Origin of the sequence: Mesorhizobium sp. CA14 (assembly GCF_020165195.1) — a bacterium.
GTDB lineage: Bacteria > Pseudomonadota > Alphaproteobacteria > Rhizobiales > Rhizobiaceae > Mesorhizobium.
In genome coordinates this window covers 120,566-137,617 of record NZ_JAIUHR010000006.1, presented here as the reverse complement: position 1 = coordinate 137,617, position 17,052 = coordinate 120,566, and the positions used below count along the sequence as shown (strand labels likewise).

The following is a 17,052-nucleotide window of genomic DNA, read 5'->3' as shown; positions in this document are numbered from 1 at the left end:
GTAGGAACCTGTCACTCGAAGGCAGGCAGGAGCCGGTCCCGCGAATTCTCGATGTGAACGCGCATCGCGTCCGCGGCGCCGCTCGCGTCGCCTGCCGCGAACGCGGCGAGAATCGCCTCGTGCTCATCCAACGCTTCTTCGGTGACCCGCGAATGGTACATCAGGCGGAAGATATGGAAGTGGGTATGCTGATGGTTCAGCGTCTCGCGAATGAGCTCGTTCTGCGCGAACTCCATGATCTTGTCGTGAAAGATCGCATCCTGCCGCGCGAAGTTGGAATAGCGCAGACGCTCGTCCTTCCCCACCCGCCGGGCCATCACGCCGGCCGCCTCCCGCAACGCCGTGAGGCGCTCCTCGTCGAGCGTTGCCGTGGCCTTTGCCGCAGCGGCGGGCTCAAGCAGGAGACGCAGTTCATAGAGCTCGTCGAACCGGCGCCGAGTGATCTGCGGGGCCGCGCGATAGCCGATCAAATGGGTCTTTACGACCAGGCCTTCGCCTTCCAACCGCCCGAGCGCTTCGCGGATGGGCGTGTGTGAAACGTCGAATTCCCTGACAAGATTGTCGACGGTAATGCGCGATCCCGGCGGAATCTTCAGCGACATCAGCTGCGCGAAGATTGCTTCGTAAACATCGCCCGCCAAGCTGTTGGCGCGCTGGATGCGGCCGCTTGGGCGAGCTTCAGTTTCAACCGTCAGGTCGGGATTTTCCATCGGTTACCTCTTGACAGGAGCAAGCCCTAACACGATGCTCCGGCCAATTCAATAGGATATCCTATACGATTTCATAGAGGATATGAAGGGAGGGCGCCAGGAAGCCTACCGCCCGCATTCAACGACGCGGGCACGAAAGCCGACAAAGCACCCGGTCCCCGAAACTGAATACCGCGCCATGATGAACACGACGCTTTTCCATCCGTCTCCTTCGAAAGATCTCGGTTCATGACCCTTTTTGCAGCCGCGCGCCTGCCGCGCGAAATTCTCTTCGGCAAAGGTCAGCGCCATGCGCTGCCTGCCATTGCCGGCCGATATGGCCGGCGTGCATTCATCTGCACCGACGAGCGGCTCGCCGGCACGTTCGAGTTCATCAAGATGCTCGATGGGTTAAAGGCTGCCCGGATCGACACCCTCGTCTACGACCGCACCTTGCCCGATGTGCCGCGCGACAGCGTGGGCGCCTGTATCGCAGAGGCGAAGGGGTTCAGGCCGGACATGGTGATCGGCATCGGCGGCGGCAGTTGCCTAGATATGGCAAAATGCGCCGGGCTGCTCATCAGCCATGGCGGCAAGCTCCAGGACTATTATGGTGAGTTCAAGGTGCCGGGCCCTGCCCTTCCCCTTATCGCAGTGCCGACGACCGCCGGCACCGGCTCCGAAGTCACTCCCGTCGCGGTGATCTCCGATCCGGAGCGGACGCTCAAGGTCGGCATCTCCAGCCCGCATCTCATCGCCGCGGTTGCGCTGTGCGACCCCGACCTGACAGCGAGTTGTCCCCCATCACTGACAGCCATTGCCGGCGCCGACGCACTCACACATGCGATCGAAGCCTTCACCGCCGCCAAGCGAGGCACCGATCCCGACCTGCCGCAAAGACATGTGTTCATCGGCAAGAGCGCAATGACCGACCATTTCGCACTGCTGGCGATCAGACTCCTGGGCCGCAGCCTGGAAGCAGCCTGCCGCGACGGTTCCAACGAGGACGCACGCGCGGATGTCATGATGGGGGCGTTGGCCGCCGGCTGCGCCTTCGGCACCGCGGGAACGGCAGCTGCCCACGCCGTGCAGTATCCGGTCGGCGCCCTGACCCACACGCCGCACGGCTTGGGCGTCGCCACGATGCTTCCTTTCGTGATGCGCTATAACCTTGCCGCCGCGACAGCGGAGATAGCCGAGATCGGCTCAGCCCTCGGTTTGGCCGGCCACAACGGCAATGCCGCCGCCCTGGCGGAGGCGACCATCGATGAAATCGCCCGACTGTTCGCCGCGATAGGCATCACACGGACGTTGGCCCAACTCGGCCTTCCTGCGGATAAGATCGACTGGACAGCCGAGCAGGCGCTCGGAATAGACAGGTTGATCAAGAACAATCCCCGTCCATTCGACATCGCGGCGATGCGAAACTTGATCCGAGCCGCGTACGAGGGCGACATGGCCGCCAGCGCGATGTGACGGAGGAATTCGAATGAACATCTCTCCAGACTTATTTGACCAAGATTCCGACATGTCCGACTACACCACCTTTTCGCACGGCCTCTACATCGGCGGCGAGTGGCGCTCGTCATCCGATGGCCGCGTCATCGAAGTGGTCGATCCCTCGACGGAAGCAGTAATCGCCGCGGTTCCCGATGCGACGCTGGCCGATGCCGGGGCCGCGGTCGATGCGGCTGCGGCGGCGGCATCGGGTTGGCGCGAGACGCCGCCGCGCAGGCGATCCGAGATCCTGCGGCGCTGCTTCGAGATGATGACCGAACGGGCAGAGACGCTGGCTGCGCTGATCGCCCTGGAGAACGGCAAAGCCCTGCGCGACGCGCGCGGCGAAGTCGCCTATGCAGCCGAGTTCTTCCGCTGGAACGCCGAGGAGGCAGTGCGCATCAGCGGCGAATTCGGCCTGTCGCCATCGGGCACCAATCGGATTGTCGTCGACTACCAGCCCATCGGCATCTGCGTGCTTATAACGCCCTGGAATTTTCCCGCGGCCATGGCCACGCGTAAGATCGCTCCTGCCCTCGCAGCCGGCTGCACCGTGATCCTCAAGCCCGCCAGCGAGACGCCTCTGACGGCTTACGCGCTTGCCGCGCTCTACGAGGAAGCCGGAGTGCCGCCCGGCGTCGTCAACGTCATCACCACCTCGAACCCAGGTCCGGTAGCATCGGCCATGCTGGCCGATCCGCGCGTGCGCAAGCTGTCCTTCACCGGTTCGACCGGCGTCGGCCGGGTGCTTCTTGCCGAAGCGGCCAAACATGTCATCTCCTGCTCGATGGAGCTTGGCGGCAACGCTCCATTCATCGTCTTCGATGACGCCGACCTGGAGGCGGCCCTTGACGGCGCCATGATCGCCAAGATGCGCAATGCGGGCGAGGCTTGCACGGCTGCCAATCGGCTCTACGTGCAGGCCGGCATCCACGATGCTTTTGCAGAAGGACTGCGCAAGCGCATGGCGGCGCTCAATGTCGGCCCGGGCACCGACTCCGACACCGAATGCGGGCCGATGATCACAAGGAAGGCCGTGGACAAGATCGACCGGCTCGTCCAAGACGCGATTGCCCGCGGCGCGAAAGTTCTGTGCGGCGGCGCGATTTCTGCAGGCAGAGGCTACTTCTATCCGCCGACCGTGCTCTGCGATGTGCCTGCCGACGCGCTCATGGCGCATGAGGAGATATTTGGTCCCGTGGCACCAATCAGCCGCTTCGAAGGTGAGGCGGAGGTCATCGCAAAAGCGAACGATACCGAATACGGCCTCGCCGCCTATATCTACACCCGTGATCTTGCAAAAGGCATGCGCGTGGCATCGAAGATCGAGTCCGGCATGATCGCGCTTAATCGCGGCCTCATGTCGGATCCGGCCGCGCCATTCGGCGGCGTCAAGCAGAGCGGGTTGGGGCGGGAAGGCGGCCAGAAGCACGGCATAACCGAGTTCATGGAGGCGAAGTACATCGCCGTGACGATGTGAGCAGACAAATGGCGAAAGACCCGTTCCGCACCCGTGATCACGTCGTCGAGTTTGACGAAATCGTCGCCGAGATCGTTCGCAGAAGTGCGGAGATCAGGGCGAGAATCCCGATGGTCGCCGATGTCACCTACGGACCGAGCCGGGCCGAAACCCTGGACCTGTTCTTCCCGGAAGGGAGGCGCGATCGGCTGCCGGTGCACATGTTCATCCACGGCGGCTATTGGCGCATGTTTTCCAAGAGCGACTATTCTTATGTCGCCGAGACCGTCACAAGCGCAGGGGCCATCGCGGCTATCGTTGGCTATGCGTTGATGCCTGCCGTCAGGATGGCTGCAATCGTGGATCAGGTGCGCCGGGCAAGGCAGTGGGTAGGTGACAGGATCGCAAATTTTGGCGGCGATCCCGGGCAGCTCACAATCAGCGGTCATTCAGCGGGGGCGCATCTCGCCACCATGCTCTTCAACGACGGCAGCCAGCCATCGGGCATCAAGGGAGCAATGCTGCTCGGCGGGCTTTACGACCTGAGGCCGTTGCAAAGCTCCTTCCTTGCTGGTGAGATCGCGCTCACCGACGAAGAGGTGGCCGGCTTTTCGCCGATCGGCCATCGTTTCGATAGTCGGGTGGCGGTCGAGATCGCGGTCGGAAGCGACGAGACACCCCCTTTCCATGGTCAAGCTGCAGCGTTTGCCGAGCACCTGAAACGGCAAGGGCTGGCCGTTTCGCGCTCGAGCTTAGCGGGCGCAAATCATATGAGCAGCATTCGCGATCTCGGCACGCCTGGCACACAGGCTTCGGCTTTGTTGACTCGTCTGCTGGCCGGATAAAAGGCTTACACGCCAGCGGTCGAAAGTCGTCTTTCGGTAAGGATAGGATCTACTCCGAACGCTACGGGCGCGTTTCGTATGGCGACACCTGGGTCACGGAAGCAGACCCTGGCGCCCCTGTTGATGTGGACGCTTCGGGCAGCCAATCGAAGCGATTGCCAAACGGACGAAACAATAACTCCGGCAGCGTGTTCTGTCTTAGATGGGTGTGTGGGGCATTTTCTCATCTGGAGGCGACGATGAGCGCTAATGGCCTCGACGTGTTCGACAAGACGATACAGACCACCAATATCTGGCTGAAGGAGATCATGGACGATCTCGGGCCGGATCGGCAGTTGGCGTGGCATACCCTTGGCGTTGTCCTGCGGACCTTGCGCGACAGGCTGCCCCCGGACCTGGGGGCCAATCTCGCCGCCGAGTTGCCGCTCCTGATCCGCGGAGCCTATTACGATCAGTACAACCCGTCCGACCAGCCAAACCGCGACCGATCTATCGACGAATTTCTAGACCCGATTGCGGACGGATTGAAGGCCACGCGGCCCGTCGATCCCGGCGATGCGGCGCGTGCGGTATTCAAGACGCTCGTCCATCATGTCGATCTCGGCCAATCGGCCAAGGTGCGCGATGCCCTGCCCGGCGATATTCAGACGCTTTGGCCGGGCAGCGTCGGCGCATAAGCGGACGCCGGAACGAAATGATGGTCCTCTCGGATTCGATTTGCGAATTGATCGCGCCGAAGATGCCGAAGACGATGCTGCTTTTGATGGTGTCGTCACCGCTTGGAGACATACGCGGCTAGATCTCACTGATTGCCTTAAGCACGTGTCGCGCAATGACGCTCTCCTCGTCGGTCGGCATTACTCTGATTTCGACAGTGCTGGCGGGCGTGCTGATCGTTGGCCCGTGGCGTAGATTTGCGTCATCGTCGATCGCGACGCCTAGCCAGCCCAGCCTGCCGCAAATAGCCTTTCGGACAGCACCGGAATGTTCGCCAATTCCTGCTGTAAAGACGAGGCAGTCGAGGCCGCCCAATGTGTTGGCAAGCGCGGCGATCTCTCGGGTCGCGCGGAAGACGAAAAGCTCAAAGGCTTCGCGGGCCTTCGGATCGGCACTCGCCTCCAGCTCGCGCATGTCCGCGGACATTTCCGAAATGCCGAGCAGACCGGACTTCTCGTAAAGGAGGTGCTGAAGTTCGTGCGGCGCCATACCCTCCTGTTGCAAAAGGTAGAGCAGCACGCCCGGATCAAGTGCTCCGCAACGCGTCCCCATGACCAACCCGTCCAGCGTAGAAAAGCCCATGGTGGTGTCAACGCTGGCGCCGTTTCGCATCGCGCACAGGCTGGCCCCATTGCCGAGATGAGCGACAATCGTACGTCGGTCCGATTTTCCCTCTGCCTGAAGCCGGCTTGCGATGGATTCGTAGGAGAGGCCGTGGAAACCGTAGCGGCGAATGCCTTTCCCTTCATAGGCTCTCGGCAGGGCGAAGCAGCTCGCCGGCGGCCTGATTGTGCGGTGGAAGGCAGTATCGAAACATCCGATTTGTCGAAGCCGCGGCCTCATTTTCGCGATGGCGCGGATCGGATTAATGCTGTGAGGCTGGTGCAGCGGCGCGAGCGGCGAGAGCGCATCGATGGCGTCTGTCTGCTCAGGCGTTAACACGACAGGATCGAAAAACAACGATCCGCCGTGGACGATACGATGGCCGCAGGCCGTGAGGCGGCGCTCGCCGAATTCCGTCTCGATCCAAGTCAGCAGCGCCTCAAGCACATCCTCCAGGCTGCCGTTCGGCAAGGCTCGATCGACCAGGGGTTTCCCCTTTTCCGCCTCTGCCTTGATGTGCGGCGAGGAATCCATCTCCAGTGATCCGCGCGCCGCCGGACGCGGCTCGCCTGCGCGGCCGATGTCGTAGACCCCAAACTTGAGGCTGGATGAACCTGCGTTCAGCGCCAGGATTGCCTGGTTCATCGGACGCCCGCCCCGGCCGCTTCGCGCCGCCACGTCCAGTTGCGGATTTCCGGCATATCCTCGCCGTGCTCATACACATAGGCCTTATGTTCCTCGAGCTTCTTCTTAAGGGTGGCCGAGAACTGAGCGGAACGCTGGGACAGTTGCGGAAGCCAGCGCAACGCCGCCAAAGTAAGATGGAACCGATCGATCTGGTTCATCACCGCCATGTCGAAAGGCGTGGTCGTCGTGCCTTCCTCGCGAAAACCGTGGACGTGAATGTTGTCGTGGTTGGCGCGCCGGTAAGTCAGCCTGTGAATGAGATAGGGATATCCATGATAGGCGAAGATTACCGGCCTATCCTTTGTGAACAGCGCATCGAACGTCTCGTCGGTAAAGCCATGCGGATGTTCGCTGCGGGCTTGCAGCGTCATCAGATCCACCACGTTGACGACTCTGATCCGCAGCCCAGGCGAAGCGGCGGCAAGAAGATCGACGGCCGCAAGCGTCTCCATGGTGGGCACGTCGCCGGCGCAAGCCATCACCAGGTCGGGCTCCTCATCGGCAGGACAGGTCGAGGCCCATTCCCATATGCCTGCACCGGCCTTGCAGTGATCTTCCGCCTCTTGCGCCGTCAGCCACTGAGGCGCGCGCTGCTTGCCGGCGGTGATGACATTGATGCGGTTCCATGTGCGCAGGCAATGGTCAGCGACCCATAGCAGCGTATTGGCATCCGGTGGAAAATACAGCCGCACGGTATCGGCCTTCTTGTTCGCCACGAAATCCGAAAAGCCCGGATCCTGGTGGCTGAAGCCATTGTGATCCTGCCGCCAGACATGTGAAGTCAGCAGATAGTTGAGCGACGCGATCGGTTCGCGCCAGGAAAGCTCCGCCGAGGTCTTCAGCCATTTGGCGTGCTGATTGACCATGGAATCGACGATATGGATGAAGGCTTCGTAGCAGGAGAACAGGCCGTGCCTGCCTGTCAGCAGATAGCCTTCCAGCCAGCCCTGGCACAGGTGCTCGGAAAGCACTTCCATCACCCGCCCCTCAGGGGCGAGATGGACGTCATAGGGCTCGATGCCTTCCATCCAGACGCGATCCGTGGCCTCGAAGACAGCGTCGAGCCGGTTCGATGACGTCTCATCTGGACCCATCAATCGAAAATTACGCGAGGCGGCGTTCAACCTGACCACGTCGCGCAGGTAAGCCCCCAGAATGCGAGTGCCTTCCGCCGCCCGCCCGCCAGGCGCCGGCACATCGACGGCGAAGCTCTTCCAATCGGGTAGGGCAAGATCCTTCTTGAGCAGCCCGCCATTGGCATAGGGCGATGCGCCCATGCGTTTGGTTCCTTCGGGCGCCAGCGCGGCGATCTCCGGCAGGAGGCGGCCTTTCGTGTCGAACAGTTCATCCGGCCCGTAGCTGCGCATCCATTCCTCGAGGATCTTGCGATGCGCATCGTCATCGCGAGCATTCGAGACCGGAACCTGATGCGCACGCCAGAAACCTTCTACCTTCTTGCCATCGACCTCCTTCGGCCCGGTCCAACCTTTCGGACTCCGAAGCACGATCATCGGCCAGCGCGGCAGCCCGGTGCTTCCTGTCGTCGTCCGGGCAGTTGTCTGGATATCGCGGATGCGCTCCATGATATTGTCCAGTGTCGCGGCCATGAGCGCATGCATGGGCTCCGGATCGCTGCCTTCGACGAAAAACGGCTCATATCCGTACCCGATGAAAAGACTTCTCAGATCATCGTCATTCATTCGCCCCATCAATGTCGGATTCGCAATCTTATAGCCGTTGAGATGCAGGATCGGCAGGACCGCACCGTCGGTCCGGGGATTCAGGAATTTGCTGGAGTGCCAGGCGGCGGCCAGAGGCCCGGTCTCGGCTTCGCCATCCCCTACGACGCATGCGACCACCAGATTCGGGTTGTCGAACGCCGCGCCGAAGGCATGGACCAGGGCATAGCCGAGTTCGCCGCCCTCGTGGATGGAGCCGGGCGTCTCCGGCGCGGCATGGCTTGGCACGCCGCCCGGGAAAGAGAACTGTTTGAACAGATGCTTCATGCCTTCGCTGTCGCGACCGACATCGGGATAGATCTCGCTGTAGGTCCCTTCCAGCCATGTATTGGCAACCATGGCCGGGCCGCCATGACCCGGACCGCAGATGAAGAGCATGTCAAGGCCACGCTCTCTGATCAGCCGGTTCAAATGCACGTAGATGAAGTTCAGGCCAGGGGTCGTTCCCCAGTGTCCGAGCAATCTCGGTTTCACGTGCTCGGCGCGCAGAGGCTCTCTAAGCAGCGGGTTGTCCATCAGGTAGATCTGACCGACCGAAATGTAATTCGCCGCCCGCCAGTATCGATCCATCATTGCGAACTGCGGTGACTTGCTGCTCATGGCCTCGCTCCTTCCGACGTTTTGCCGGCCTTTATCCCCCTCGCCGGGAACACACTGGATGCACGGCGATTGATGTCTGAGAGAATTACGATGACGGCACCCGACATTTCTGATCCGGAACCGGCACGCCCGCCTGTGCCGCCGATCTTCCTCAACCCGAAGAGCCGCCAGGCGTTCCCTCGCCGCCGCCAAATCCCGTTCCTTCGCCAGGGCCGGCCGGGATACCGCATCGGCCTGTCCGAATTGCCGGCCCCTGTCACGTCTTCCTATCGGGCGCTGCGGGTTTCCTCATCACAGCTGTACTGGCGCTTTGCATCGAGGGGCTTTCGGCGATCGAGCGCATTCCGGGCGCTTTGGTTTGTTGGGGCCGCCAACAAGGGAACCAACCGCAATCCTGATGGTTCGGAAACCAACAGCGGAGCCTCGCAATGCCCAATGCAGCCGAAATCCTCGTCGACACCTTGATTGCCTGGAACGTCGAAGTCGTGTTCGGGCTCCCCGGCGACGGCATCAACGGCGTCATGGAGGCGCTGCGCAAAAACCAGGACAAAATTTCTTTCGTTCAAGTGCGGCACGAGGAGTCGGCCGCGTTCATGGCCTGCGCCTACGCGAAATGGACAGGCAGGCTCGGCGTGTGCCTCGCAACGTCCGGACCCGGCGGCACCCACCTTCTGACCGGCCTTTATGATGCCAAGCTCGATCAGGCCCCGGTGTTGGCGATCACGGGCATGCAGTTCCACGATCTTATCGAGACATTCACGCAGCAGGACGTCGATCTGACCCGCGTCTTCAACGATGTGAGCGTCTATAACGTCCAGGTTTCGGATGCGGCGCATATGGAGAACGTGGCGAGCCTTGCCTGCCGCACAGCGCTCGCCCGCAAGGGCGTCGCTCATCTTTCGATAGCCAGCGATATCCAGGAACAGCCGGCCGACGCGGCCAAGCGGTCCAAGCGCAACCGGCCGGCGCACACGCCGCAGGACATGTTCGCTCCTCACTGCCTCGCCGAAGATGCGGAGTTAGACAAGGCCGCAGCCGTCCTCAACGACGCACGGCGCGTGGCGATCCTGGCGGGACGCGGAGCCCTCGGCGCGGCGGCCGAACTCGAAGACACGGCGAGGCTGCTGAAGGCGCCGATCGTCAAGGCGCTGCTCGGCAAGGCGGTGCTGCCGGACGATCATCCTTATACCACCGGCGGCATCGGCATTCTGGGCACCTTGCCCTCGCAGCAGGCGATGGAAACCTGCGATGCCGTCCTCATTGTCGGCTCGACCTTCCCCTACATCGAATATTATCCGCAGCCGGGCATGGCGCGAGGCGTCCAGATCGACTGCGACGCGCAGCGCATCGGCTTGCGCTTCCCGGTCGAGGCCGGCCTGGTCGGCGACGCGGCGGAGACCTTGCGCGCCCTCAACAAGCGGCTGAAGCAAAAGGGCAATGGCGAATTCCTGGCGACGGCGCAAGGCTCGATGCAAAAATGGCGCGAGATGATGCGCCAATCCGAAGACAGCTCGGCGCATCCGCTCAAGCCGCAGCGCGTCGCGCGCGCCTTCGGCGAACGCCTCGCCGAAAACACGATACTGGCGGCCGATTCCGGTCAGAACACGGAACTGGCCGCGCGCCATGTCGATCTTCGCGCGGGGCAAGCCTTCGGCGTTTCGGGCGCGCTTGCCTCGATGTCCTGCGGTCTGAGCTATGCCATCGCCGCGGGCATTGCCTTTCCCGGCCGTCCGGTCGCGGCGATCGTGGGCGATGGCGGGCTCGCCATGCAGCTCGGCGAATTTTCCACGGCGGTGCGCTACGGCATTCCGCTGAAGCTCCTAGTCATCAAGAACAACATGCTGAACCAGATCGCCTGGGAGCAGATGATGTTCCTCGGCAATCCCCAGTTCGGCTGCGAGTTGCAGCCGATCGATTTTGCCAAGGCCGCGGAGGCGATGGGCGGAAAAGGCTTCAGCATCGAGCAGGCGGACGATGTCGAGCGCGTGCTCGACCAGGCCTTCGCAGTCAGCGGGCCGGTGATCATCGAAGCGCTGGTCGACGCCTATGAGCCGATGATGCCGCCGAAAATGCCACGCGACTATGCCAGGAACTTCCGCAAGGCGCTGCCCCAGACTCCGGGCCGCGACCTGATCGAGGAAAATGTCGCCCGGCAGCCGGCCAAGACGATGATGGAAGCAGGCGAATAGGAGGGAATTCTTATGCTCGATCTTTCCCGCGAGCGCCGTCGGATGGTCGATGTGCATCTCAGCCGCCGCGGCATCCACAATCGGGAGGTATTGGCGGCGATGCGGGAGGTCCCGCGCGAAGCCTTCGTCGACCCTGGCTACGAGGAATTCGCCTATGAGGACGGACCGTTGCCGATTGCTGAGGGGCAGACCATATCGCAGCCCTACATCGTTGCCTTCATGCTGGAAATGGCGGAGATCGGTCCGGGCGATCAGGTCCTCGAAGTCGGCACGGGATCAGGCTACGCTGCCGCCGTCATGAGCCGCGTCGTCGACCATGTCTACACGATCGAACGCCATGCGGCGCTGGCCGAGACAGCACGGCGGCGCTTTCAAAAACTAGGCTACGGCAACATCGAAGTTCGGACCGGCGACGGCACCAGAGGCTGGCCGGAAGCGGCGCCCTTCGACGCCATCGTGGTGGCGGCGAGCGGGCCGGGCGCGCCGCTGGCCTTGCAGCAGCAGCTCGATGTCGGCGGCAGGCTGGTTATTCCGGTCGGCGACGATCCCGACGAGCAGCGTCTGCTCAAGGTAACCCGCACCGGCGCATCGACTTACAGCGAGGAGGACTTCGGCGGGGTGCGCTTCGTCCCGTTGATTGGCGAACAGGGCTGGCGGGAGGAAAGCCGCCCAGGGATTGCCCGCACGATGCCGCTTGCCCGTCCGCGCAGCCTGCCGGAGATGATCGCGGCGGCAGCCGAGCCGCTTTTGGACTTCGACGACCCCGGCTTCGCCGAAGCGTTCGACCGGTTTGCGGACCGGCGGATCGTCCTGCTTGGCGAGGCCAGCCATGGCACGTCCGAATTTTACCGGGCGCGCGCGGCAATAACCAAAAGGCTGATCGAGAGGCATGGCTTCACCATCGTCGCGGTCGAGGCCGATTGGCCCGATGCCGCCGCGATCGACCGTTATGTCCGCGGCCGCGGTGCCTCGCCCGGCGCCGATCGGCCGTTCCAGCGCTTTCCAACTTGGATGTGGCGCAACACCGACGTCGCGGCATTCGTGGAACTGCTGCGCGAGCACAATGACAAGGTCAAGGCACTCCAGCCGCAAGCAGGCTTTTATGGCCTCGATATCTACAACATGCGCGGCTCGATCGCCGCCGTCCTGGAATATCTCGACCGCGTCGACCCGGAAGCGGCGAGGGTTGCGCGGGAACGCTATGGCTGCCTGACGCCGTGGCAGACTGAACCGTCTACCTATGCCCGGGCCGCGCTGACCAAAGGCTATCGCGACTGCGAGGAAGCCGTCCTCCAGCAGTGCCGCGACATGCTGGCGAGGCAACTCGATCAAGCCGGCCAGGACGGCGACGAACTTTTCGACGCCGCGCAGAACGCTAGGCTCATTGCCTCCGCCGAGCGTTATTACCGCACCATGTACTATGGCGGATCGCAATCCTGGAATCTGCGCGATACGCATATGTTCGAAACGCTGGAACGTATTCTCGGCGCGCGGGGTCCGAACGCCAAAGCCGTGGTGTGGGCGCACAATTCCCATATCGGCGACGCCCGTTACACCGAAATGGGAATCTCGCGCGAGGAAGTGAATATCGGCCAACTCTGCCGGCAGCGGTTCGGCGATGCCGCGGCGCTCATCGGTTTCGGCACGCATGCAGGCACTGTCGCCGCGGCAACCGACTGGGACGGCGAGATGGAAATCAAGTCGGTGCGGCCTTCGCGCGAGGACAGCTACGAGCGGCTCTGCCACGACGCCGGCGTCGAGCGGTTCCTGCTTGACCTCGGACGCGATCCGAAGCTGCGCGACCGGCTGACGGAGCGTCGCCTGGAACGCTTCATCGGCGTGATCTACCGACCGGAAACCGAACTGCACAGCCATTATGCCGACGCTTCGCTGGCGCGGCAGTTCGACACCTTCGTCTGGTTCGATGAAACCAGCGCCGTCACGCCTCTTGGACCCGAGCACGCGGCTGGAGGCATGCCTGAAACCTATCCATTCGGCGTCTGACGGCGGAACATCCGGCGCCGCTTTCGGTTCGGAAAGACAAGAGCGAGGAATGGTCATGAGTGGAAACCAGCACCCGAAATCGAAAAAACCGAGCGACGCGGATATGGCGAACGATCCCGGCATCGGCACCTCCAAGGGCACCATCAAGGAGGGCGATGAACTGGAGCATGGCGAGAACACGGTCGAAGGGGATGTCGAGAACGACACCAACGCCGCCGGCGGAATCAACCCAAGGCAGAAAATTCGTACAAACAAATAATCGTTCTTACGTTGCTATGCCCGGAACAACGTAACAACAAAGTATAACTTATGCATAACCCAGTTGGAACATCGGCAGGAGTCTCTTGTTTGAATCGTATCGCAATCAGGCGATAAAACAGGAGACTCCCCATGATTAGACTTCTCTCGGCTTCGGCTGTCGCAATCGTGCTGGCCACGTCTGCGATGGCACAATCCAGCGGCTCCGGTACCGGCGCCACGACGGGCACCACAGGGACCACGACCGGGACCAATGGCATGAACAACAACGGCAATGGCGGCACGATCGATCCGAACGCCACAAACAGCACGAACACGACAGCCAGGCCCAACGGAGGCAGCGACCGGTGCAAGGATGCGGCCGGCAACGACATCGACAACAACACTGCCAGCGGCAACACTACATCCAACATGCAGAACTGCAACAAGTAGGCTCGTCGGCCTGCCTGGCTTGCACACCAAGAAGGCCCGCCTTTCAGGGACGAGCCTTCTTCCTTGGCGATCTTGCGGTCGAGCCGCCCGGCCTACATCCCGCGGTCCGGAACATAAAGGCAGAAGGAGTGCTGGGATTGGGTGTCGCCCCCAGGCTTGCACTCGTGAAAATATTCATCACGCGATCGCTTGATGCGGTGATCGCTGTAGGGGATCAGTTCTCCGGTCGAGAGCTGATAGCCATATTTCGTCTCCTTCACGTCCGAAGGCGGCGCCTGATAGCAATCCACCCCGGCGCAGCATGAAGGATCGTACTGCCAGCCTGCCGGCGCCTGGTGCGCCAATGCCGGGACGCAAAGGAAACTTGCCACGATACTTGCCGGCAGAACCAGCCAGGCCTTCGATCGGCGTCGCTTGGTTGATCGGCAGGCCGCCGCGCCTGTCCGTTTTTGGAGGCGTCTGCTTGGGGCTGTTCTGTCCATCGCCGGCCCGCCGTGTCTGCGGCGGCCCCGGATAGGCCCCGGGGCCTCACAATCCGCCGCCGGCATGCGGAAGTCGCCGACGGCGGTTGCTACCAAACCTGGAAGTCAAAGCTATGTTCCACGGCGCACCCGGTCCGGCTCATTCCTTCACATAGGCGCCGGGCTGACGGCCGCTCCGGGGGGCCTTTGCGTCCTTGGAGCGCTCCGCAACGGCCGGGCCTGCGCCTGAGCTCTTTTCCGTCGCCGGGCTTGGTGTCTGGCGGGCCGGATTGCGGCCCTCGGACTGATGGGTTTTGTCCTCGACCTCACCTTGCTTGCGGCTGAGACCTGGACCGACATGGGGCTTTTCGTTGCTGGCGGCGTCCTGGGAGAACTGGTCGCTTGGATCCGGATCGGTGTTGGGGGGATATTTCCTGGCGCCCGTCTCGCGGCGGTTCTGGCTGTCCTTCATGACAATCTCCTGTTGGATGAAAGATAACATTTCGACGAGGGCGGCGTTCCCAACGCGGCGCGGTCCAATTCGAGTCTTGATGGAACAAACTTCCCGTCGCCCGATTAGGCCTGGCTTCAGCGCCAGCCCGGCGCGAGAGGAGGTTCCGCATGGACAGGGAAGAACGCATCAGACAACGCGCCCATGAGCTCTGGGAGCGCGAAGGCCGCCCCGAGGGACGCCAGCAGGAACATTGGGATCAAGCCGTCCAAGAGATCGAGTCGGAAAGCTCGGAAGCCGAGCGCGGCCCGGTTGCCCCCGATCCGGTGGTTGGCGTCGGCTCCGATCCGACCGTCAACAAGCCAGGCGGCTAGAGCCCGCCGCGCCGATGCGTCGTATCATTGCCTTGGTCGTCATCCTGGTGATCGTGGCGGTTGCTGTATGGGTCTGGGCCGACCACACCGGCAGGCGTCGGAACGGCGGTGCCCAGCAGCCTTCGCCGCACGCTATCGACCAGAACGGCTGAGAGCATGGAGCCGCCTCACCGGGTGGCGACGTCGTCTACGGAAGATCCCCCGCGCTGTCGTTGTCTTGGTCCGACTTCATCGTGCGTCGGCGGAATGGTTCCATGCGGTCTTCCGTCTGAACCGATGCGCATAGGCGACGGGGACCGACAGCCGCCATCGCATTTCATCGCCCAGTTTCCCTGCGATCTCCCTGTTGGTCGCGCTGGTGTAGGCGCGGCGCACCGAGCCGCCGGCGACCTGCGCTCGCCGGGCGGCTAGCCTTCTTCAATGCAGGAAGCGGCTTCTGAGCCAGGCGAAGAACCGGCTGCCGTTTATCAGCCTACGCACCCGCGCCGCAGCCCAACTGGCCTGCATCGTCGCCCCGGCATGGCAGCTGCAGACGACGTCATGCAATTGCCAATCGGAGAGTTCGAAAAAGCGCTTCGCCTCGCCATAAGTATCCGATTGCAATCCGGCCGCGCGCAGCAACGGATCGTCGAACGCAACCGTGAGCGGGGATCCGTCCGCCCGCACCCGTTCGCGAACTTCAGGATCGACATATTCGGTTCCCGTCAGGGCCGAGAGGCAACGCAGGGGATTTCGGTCGAGCAATTCCGCCCACCGCTCGATCCGCTGCGCTCTTGTTGCCAGAGGAACCAATCCAAGCCGATCGACGACTGCCACCGATTGAAGTTCATATGAGGTCTGATGCTTCATTGCTGTCTCCTGTGGTTGTGGCGGCGACATCTGCACAGCGGCACGGCAGATCCTGCCGGGGCATGAAGCCCACGCCTGCGAGGGACAGACCCGGGCCGATCAGGTGTTGCCCACCGATCTTCGACAGACGCCTTGAAGCGACGTCTGAACCAAACCCGAACTGCCAGCGATGTCCAATGTTCCCGGACATCCTCGCGGAGATCCTCGACCGGGAACGGCCGCTACAGGAGGCGAACGCTAGCGCTTCGGATCGGGCCTGATTTCGACGTATTCTTGAGTGCGCACATCTGACAATTCATTAGGACCGTCCGGATTCGGCGTCGGGTTGTCACGCGTGTCCCTTGGCGGCTTGTCCTTTGGATTGGGTGGATTGGGGTCGTACGACGTTGATTTGCGTTGTCTTTCTCGTTTCGGTGATTTTGAAATTGTGCAGGTTTCCTTTCCTGCCCAACATCAGAAAAAGTTTTCGGTTCCACGCCAATCCAGCAGCTGCAGGGCCGTTCCGCTGATTTGGCAACGAATGCAGGATTCTAAATCCATCTCAACCGGCCTCAACCCAGCCGGCGTCCGGCCCGGCGGATCATGGCTTGCTCGTTACGGTGTTTGTGATGGAACACTCCCGCCAGGCAGTTGTTCCTGGTCAAATATCGATCCGGCGGCGGGTTCGTATCTTTGGGAGAACACAATGAAAATCGGCAGTTGCATGACAAGGGATGTGGCGATCGCGAGTCCCGAACAGTCAATTCGCGATGTGGCGCAGATGATGGGCAGGCTCGATGCAGGAGCCGTTCCCGTAGGCGACGATGGTCGGTTGGTCGGCATGATAACCGATCGCGATATCGCCATCCGTGGAGTGGCGTTGGGTAAAGGCCCCGATGCCAAGGTATCTGATGTCATGAGTGCGGAGGTCAAATATTGCTTTGATGACGAAGAGGTCGAGCATGTGCTCAAGAACATGGGCGACTTGCAGGTGCGCCGACTCCCTGTTCTCAATCGAGAGAAGCGGCTCGTCGGCATCGTCTCCATTGGCGACCTTGCGACAAATGGTGAAACAGCCGAGGCTGGAGGGGCTTTGCGCGACATTTCGCGGCCCGGCGGCGAGCATTCGCAGACCACTCATTGATTGAACGTAGCCTGGTCGACCATCAGCTTGTGCTGGCGGGCTCAGCGCTTCCTCCGGTTGATTGACAACTACGGA

The 17,052-nt window shown here is 62.2% G+C and carries 18 protein-coding genes; 12 read left to right on the top strand and 6 right to left on the bottom strand.

Annotation, left to right across the window (positions count from 1 at the left end; translation table 11 throughout):
• Window positions 1-11 precede the first annotated feature (11 nt).
• Window positions 12-710: a GntR family transcriptional regulator gene (locus LB565_RS09915; RefSeq protein ID WP_224583344.1), complete on the bottom strand. Its 699-nt coding sequence runs from the start codon at window positions 708-710 to the stop codon at window positions 12-14.
• 228 nt (window positions 711-938) lie between these two features.
• Here LB565_RS09915 and LB565_RS09910 point away from each other — a divergent pair, with 228 nt between their 5' ends.
• The 4 genes from LB565_RS09910 (at window position 939) to LB565_RS09895 (ending at window position 5,167) form a co-directional block, all read left to right on the top strand.
• Window positions 939-2,165, top strand: a complete 1,227-nt coding sequence (locus tag LB565_RS09910) for an iron-containing alcohol dehydrogenase (RefSeq protein WP_224583342.1) — start codon at window positions 939-941, stop codon at window positions 2,163-2,165.
• A gap of 52 nt (window positions 2,166-2,217) precedes the next feature.
• Window positions 2,218-3,666 (top strand): NAD-dependent succinate-semialdehyde dehydrogenase, encoded by a 1,449-nt coding sequence (locus LB565_RS09905; RefSeq protein ID WP_411970629.1) that lies wholly within the window; start codon window positions 2,218-2,220, stop codon window positions 3,664-3,666.
• Between the two features lie 8 nt (window positions 3,667-3,674).
• Window positions 3,675-4,490, top strand: a complete 816-nt coding sequence (locus tag LB565_RS09900; RefSeq protein WP_224583338.1) for an alpha/beta hydrolase — start codon at window positions 3,675-3,677, stop codon at window positions 4,488-4,490.
• Window positions 4,491-4,729: 239 nt separating this feature from the next.
• Window positions 4,730-5,167, top strand: a complete 438-nt coding sequence (locus LB565_RS09895; RefSeq protein ID WP_224583336.1) for a DUF2267 domain-containing protein — start codon at window positions 4,730-4,732, stop codon at window positions 5,165-5,167.
• Between the two features lie 118 nt (window positions 5,168-5,285).
• On the opposite strand, the gene LB565_RS09890 is transcribed toward LB565_RS09895, so the two are convergent.
• The gene (locus tag LB565_RS09890; RefSeq protein WP_224583334.1) at window positions 5,286-6,455 is read right to left on the bottom strand and encodes an acetate/propionate family kinase; all 1,170 of its coding nucleotides are present in this window, start codon (window positions 6,453-6,455) and stop codon (window positions 5,286-5,288) included.
• The gene (locus tag LB565_RS09885) at window positions 6,452-8,836 is read right to left on the bottom strand and encodes a phosphoketolase (RefSeq protein WP_224583332.1); all 2,385 of its coding nucleotides are present in this window, start codon (window positions 8,834-8,836) and stop codon (window positions 6,452-6,454) included. Before LB565_RS09885 ends, LB565_RS09890 begins: the two co-directional genes overlap by 4 nt.
• A 90-nt stretch (window positions 8,837-8,926) precedes the next feature.
• On the opposite strand from LB565_RS09885, the gene LB565_RS09880 reads away from it, so the two are divergent.
• The 5 genes from LB565_RS09880 (at window position 8,927) to LB565_RS09860 (ending at window position 13,719) form a co-directional block, all read left to right on the top strand.
• Window positions 8,927-9,301 carry a hypothetical protein gene (locus tag LB565_RS09880; protein ID WP_224583330.1) on the top strand — a complete coding sequence of 125 codons (375 nt, stop codon included), beginning with the start codon at window positions 8,927-8,929 and terminating at the stop codon, window positions 9,299-9,301.
• Window positions 9,265-11,025 (top strand): thiamine pyrophosphate-dependent enzyme, encoded by a 1,761-nt coding sequence (locus LB565_RS09875; RefSeq protein WP_224583328.1) that lies wholly within the window; start codon window positions 9,265-9,267, stop codon window positions 11,023-11,025. Before LB565_RS09880 ends, LB565_RS09875 begins: the two co-directional genes overlap by 37 nt.
• Window positions 11,026-11,037: 12 nt before the next feature.
• The gene (locus LB565_RS09870) at window positions 11,038-13,029 is read left to right on the top strand and encodes a protein-L-isoaspartate(D-aspartate) O-methyltransferase (protein WP_224583326.1); all 1,992 of its coding nucleotides are present in this window, start codon (window positions 11,038-11,040) and stop codon (window positions 13,027-13,029) included.
• A gap of 55 nt (window positions 13,030-13,084) precedes the next feature.
• Complete coding sequence (locus tag LB565_RS09865) at window positions 13,085-13,288, top strand: hypothetical protein (RefSeq protein WP_224514769.1); 204 nt, start codon at window positions 13,085-13,087, stop codon at window positions 13,286-13,288.
• A gap of 131 nt (window positions 13,289-13,419) precedes the next feature.
• Window positions 13,420-13,719, top strand: a complete 300-nt coding sequence (locus LB565_RS09860; RefSeq protein WP_224583324.1) for a hypothetical protein — start codon at window positions 13,420-13,422, stop codon at window positions 13,717-13,719.
• Window positions 13,720-13,811: 92 nt separating this feature from the next.
• On the opposite strand, the gene LB565_RS09855 is transcribed toward LB565_RS09860, so the two are convergent.
• On the bottom strand, window positions 13,812-14,090 hold the full coding sequence (locus tag LB565_RS09855; protein ID WP_224514773.1) for a hypothetical protein: 279 nt from the start codon (window positions 14,088-14,090) through the stop codon (window positions 13,812-13,814).
• Window positions 14,091-14,340: 250 nt separating this feature from the next.
• Window positions 14,341-14,652 (bottom strand): hypothetical protein, encoded by a 312-nt coding sequence (locus LB565_RS09850; protein ID WP_224583322.1) that lies wholly within the window; start codon window positions 14,650-14,652, stop codon window positions 14,341-14,343.
• Between the two features lie 149 nt (window positions 14,653-14,801).
• On the opposite strand from LB565_RS09850, the gene LB565_RS09845 reads away from it, so the two are divergent.
• Window positions 14,802-15,005, top strand: coding sequence for a DUF2934 domain-containing protein (locus LB565_RS09845; protein ID WP_224583320.1), 204 nt, complete (start codon window positions 14,802-14,804; stop codon window positions 15,003-15,005).
• Between the two features lie 14 nt (window positions 15,006-15,019).
• Window positions 15,020-15,157: a hypothetical protein gene (locus LB565_RS09840; protein WP_224583318.1), complete on the top strand. Its 138-nt coding sequence runs from the start codon at window positions 15,020-15,022 to the stop codon at window positions 15,155-15,157.
• Window positions 15,158-15,422: 265 nt separating this feature from the next.
• Here LB565_RS09840 and LB565_RS09835 read toward each other — a convergent pair whose 3' ends face one another.
• Complete coding sequence (locus tag LB565_RS09835) at window positions 15,423-15,854, bottom strand: hypothetical protein (RefSeq protein ID WP_224583316.1); 432 nt, start codon at window positions 15,852-15,854, stop codon at window positions 15,423-15,425.
• Between the two features lie 685 nt (window positions 15,855-16,539).
• Between LB565_RS09835 and LB565_RS09830 the strand changes: the two genes are divergently transcribed.
• The gene (locus LB565_RS09830; RefSeq protein WP_224583314.1) at window positions 16,540-16,977 is read left to right on the top strand and encodes a CBS domain-containing protein; all 438 of its coding nucleotides are present in this window, start codon (window positions 16,540-16,542) and stop codon (window positions 16,975-16,977) included.
• Window positions 16,978-17,052 lie beyond the last annotated feature (75 nt).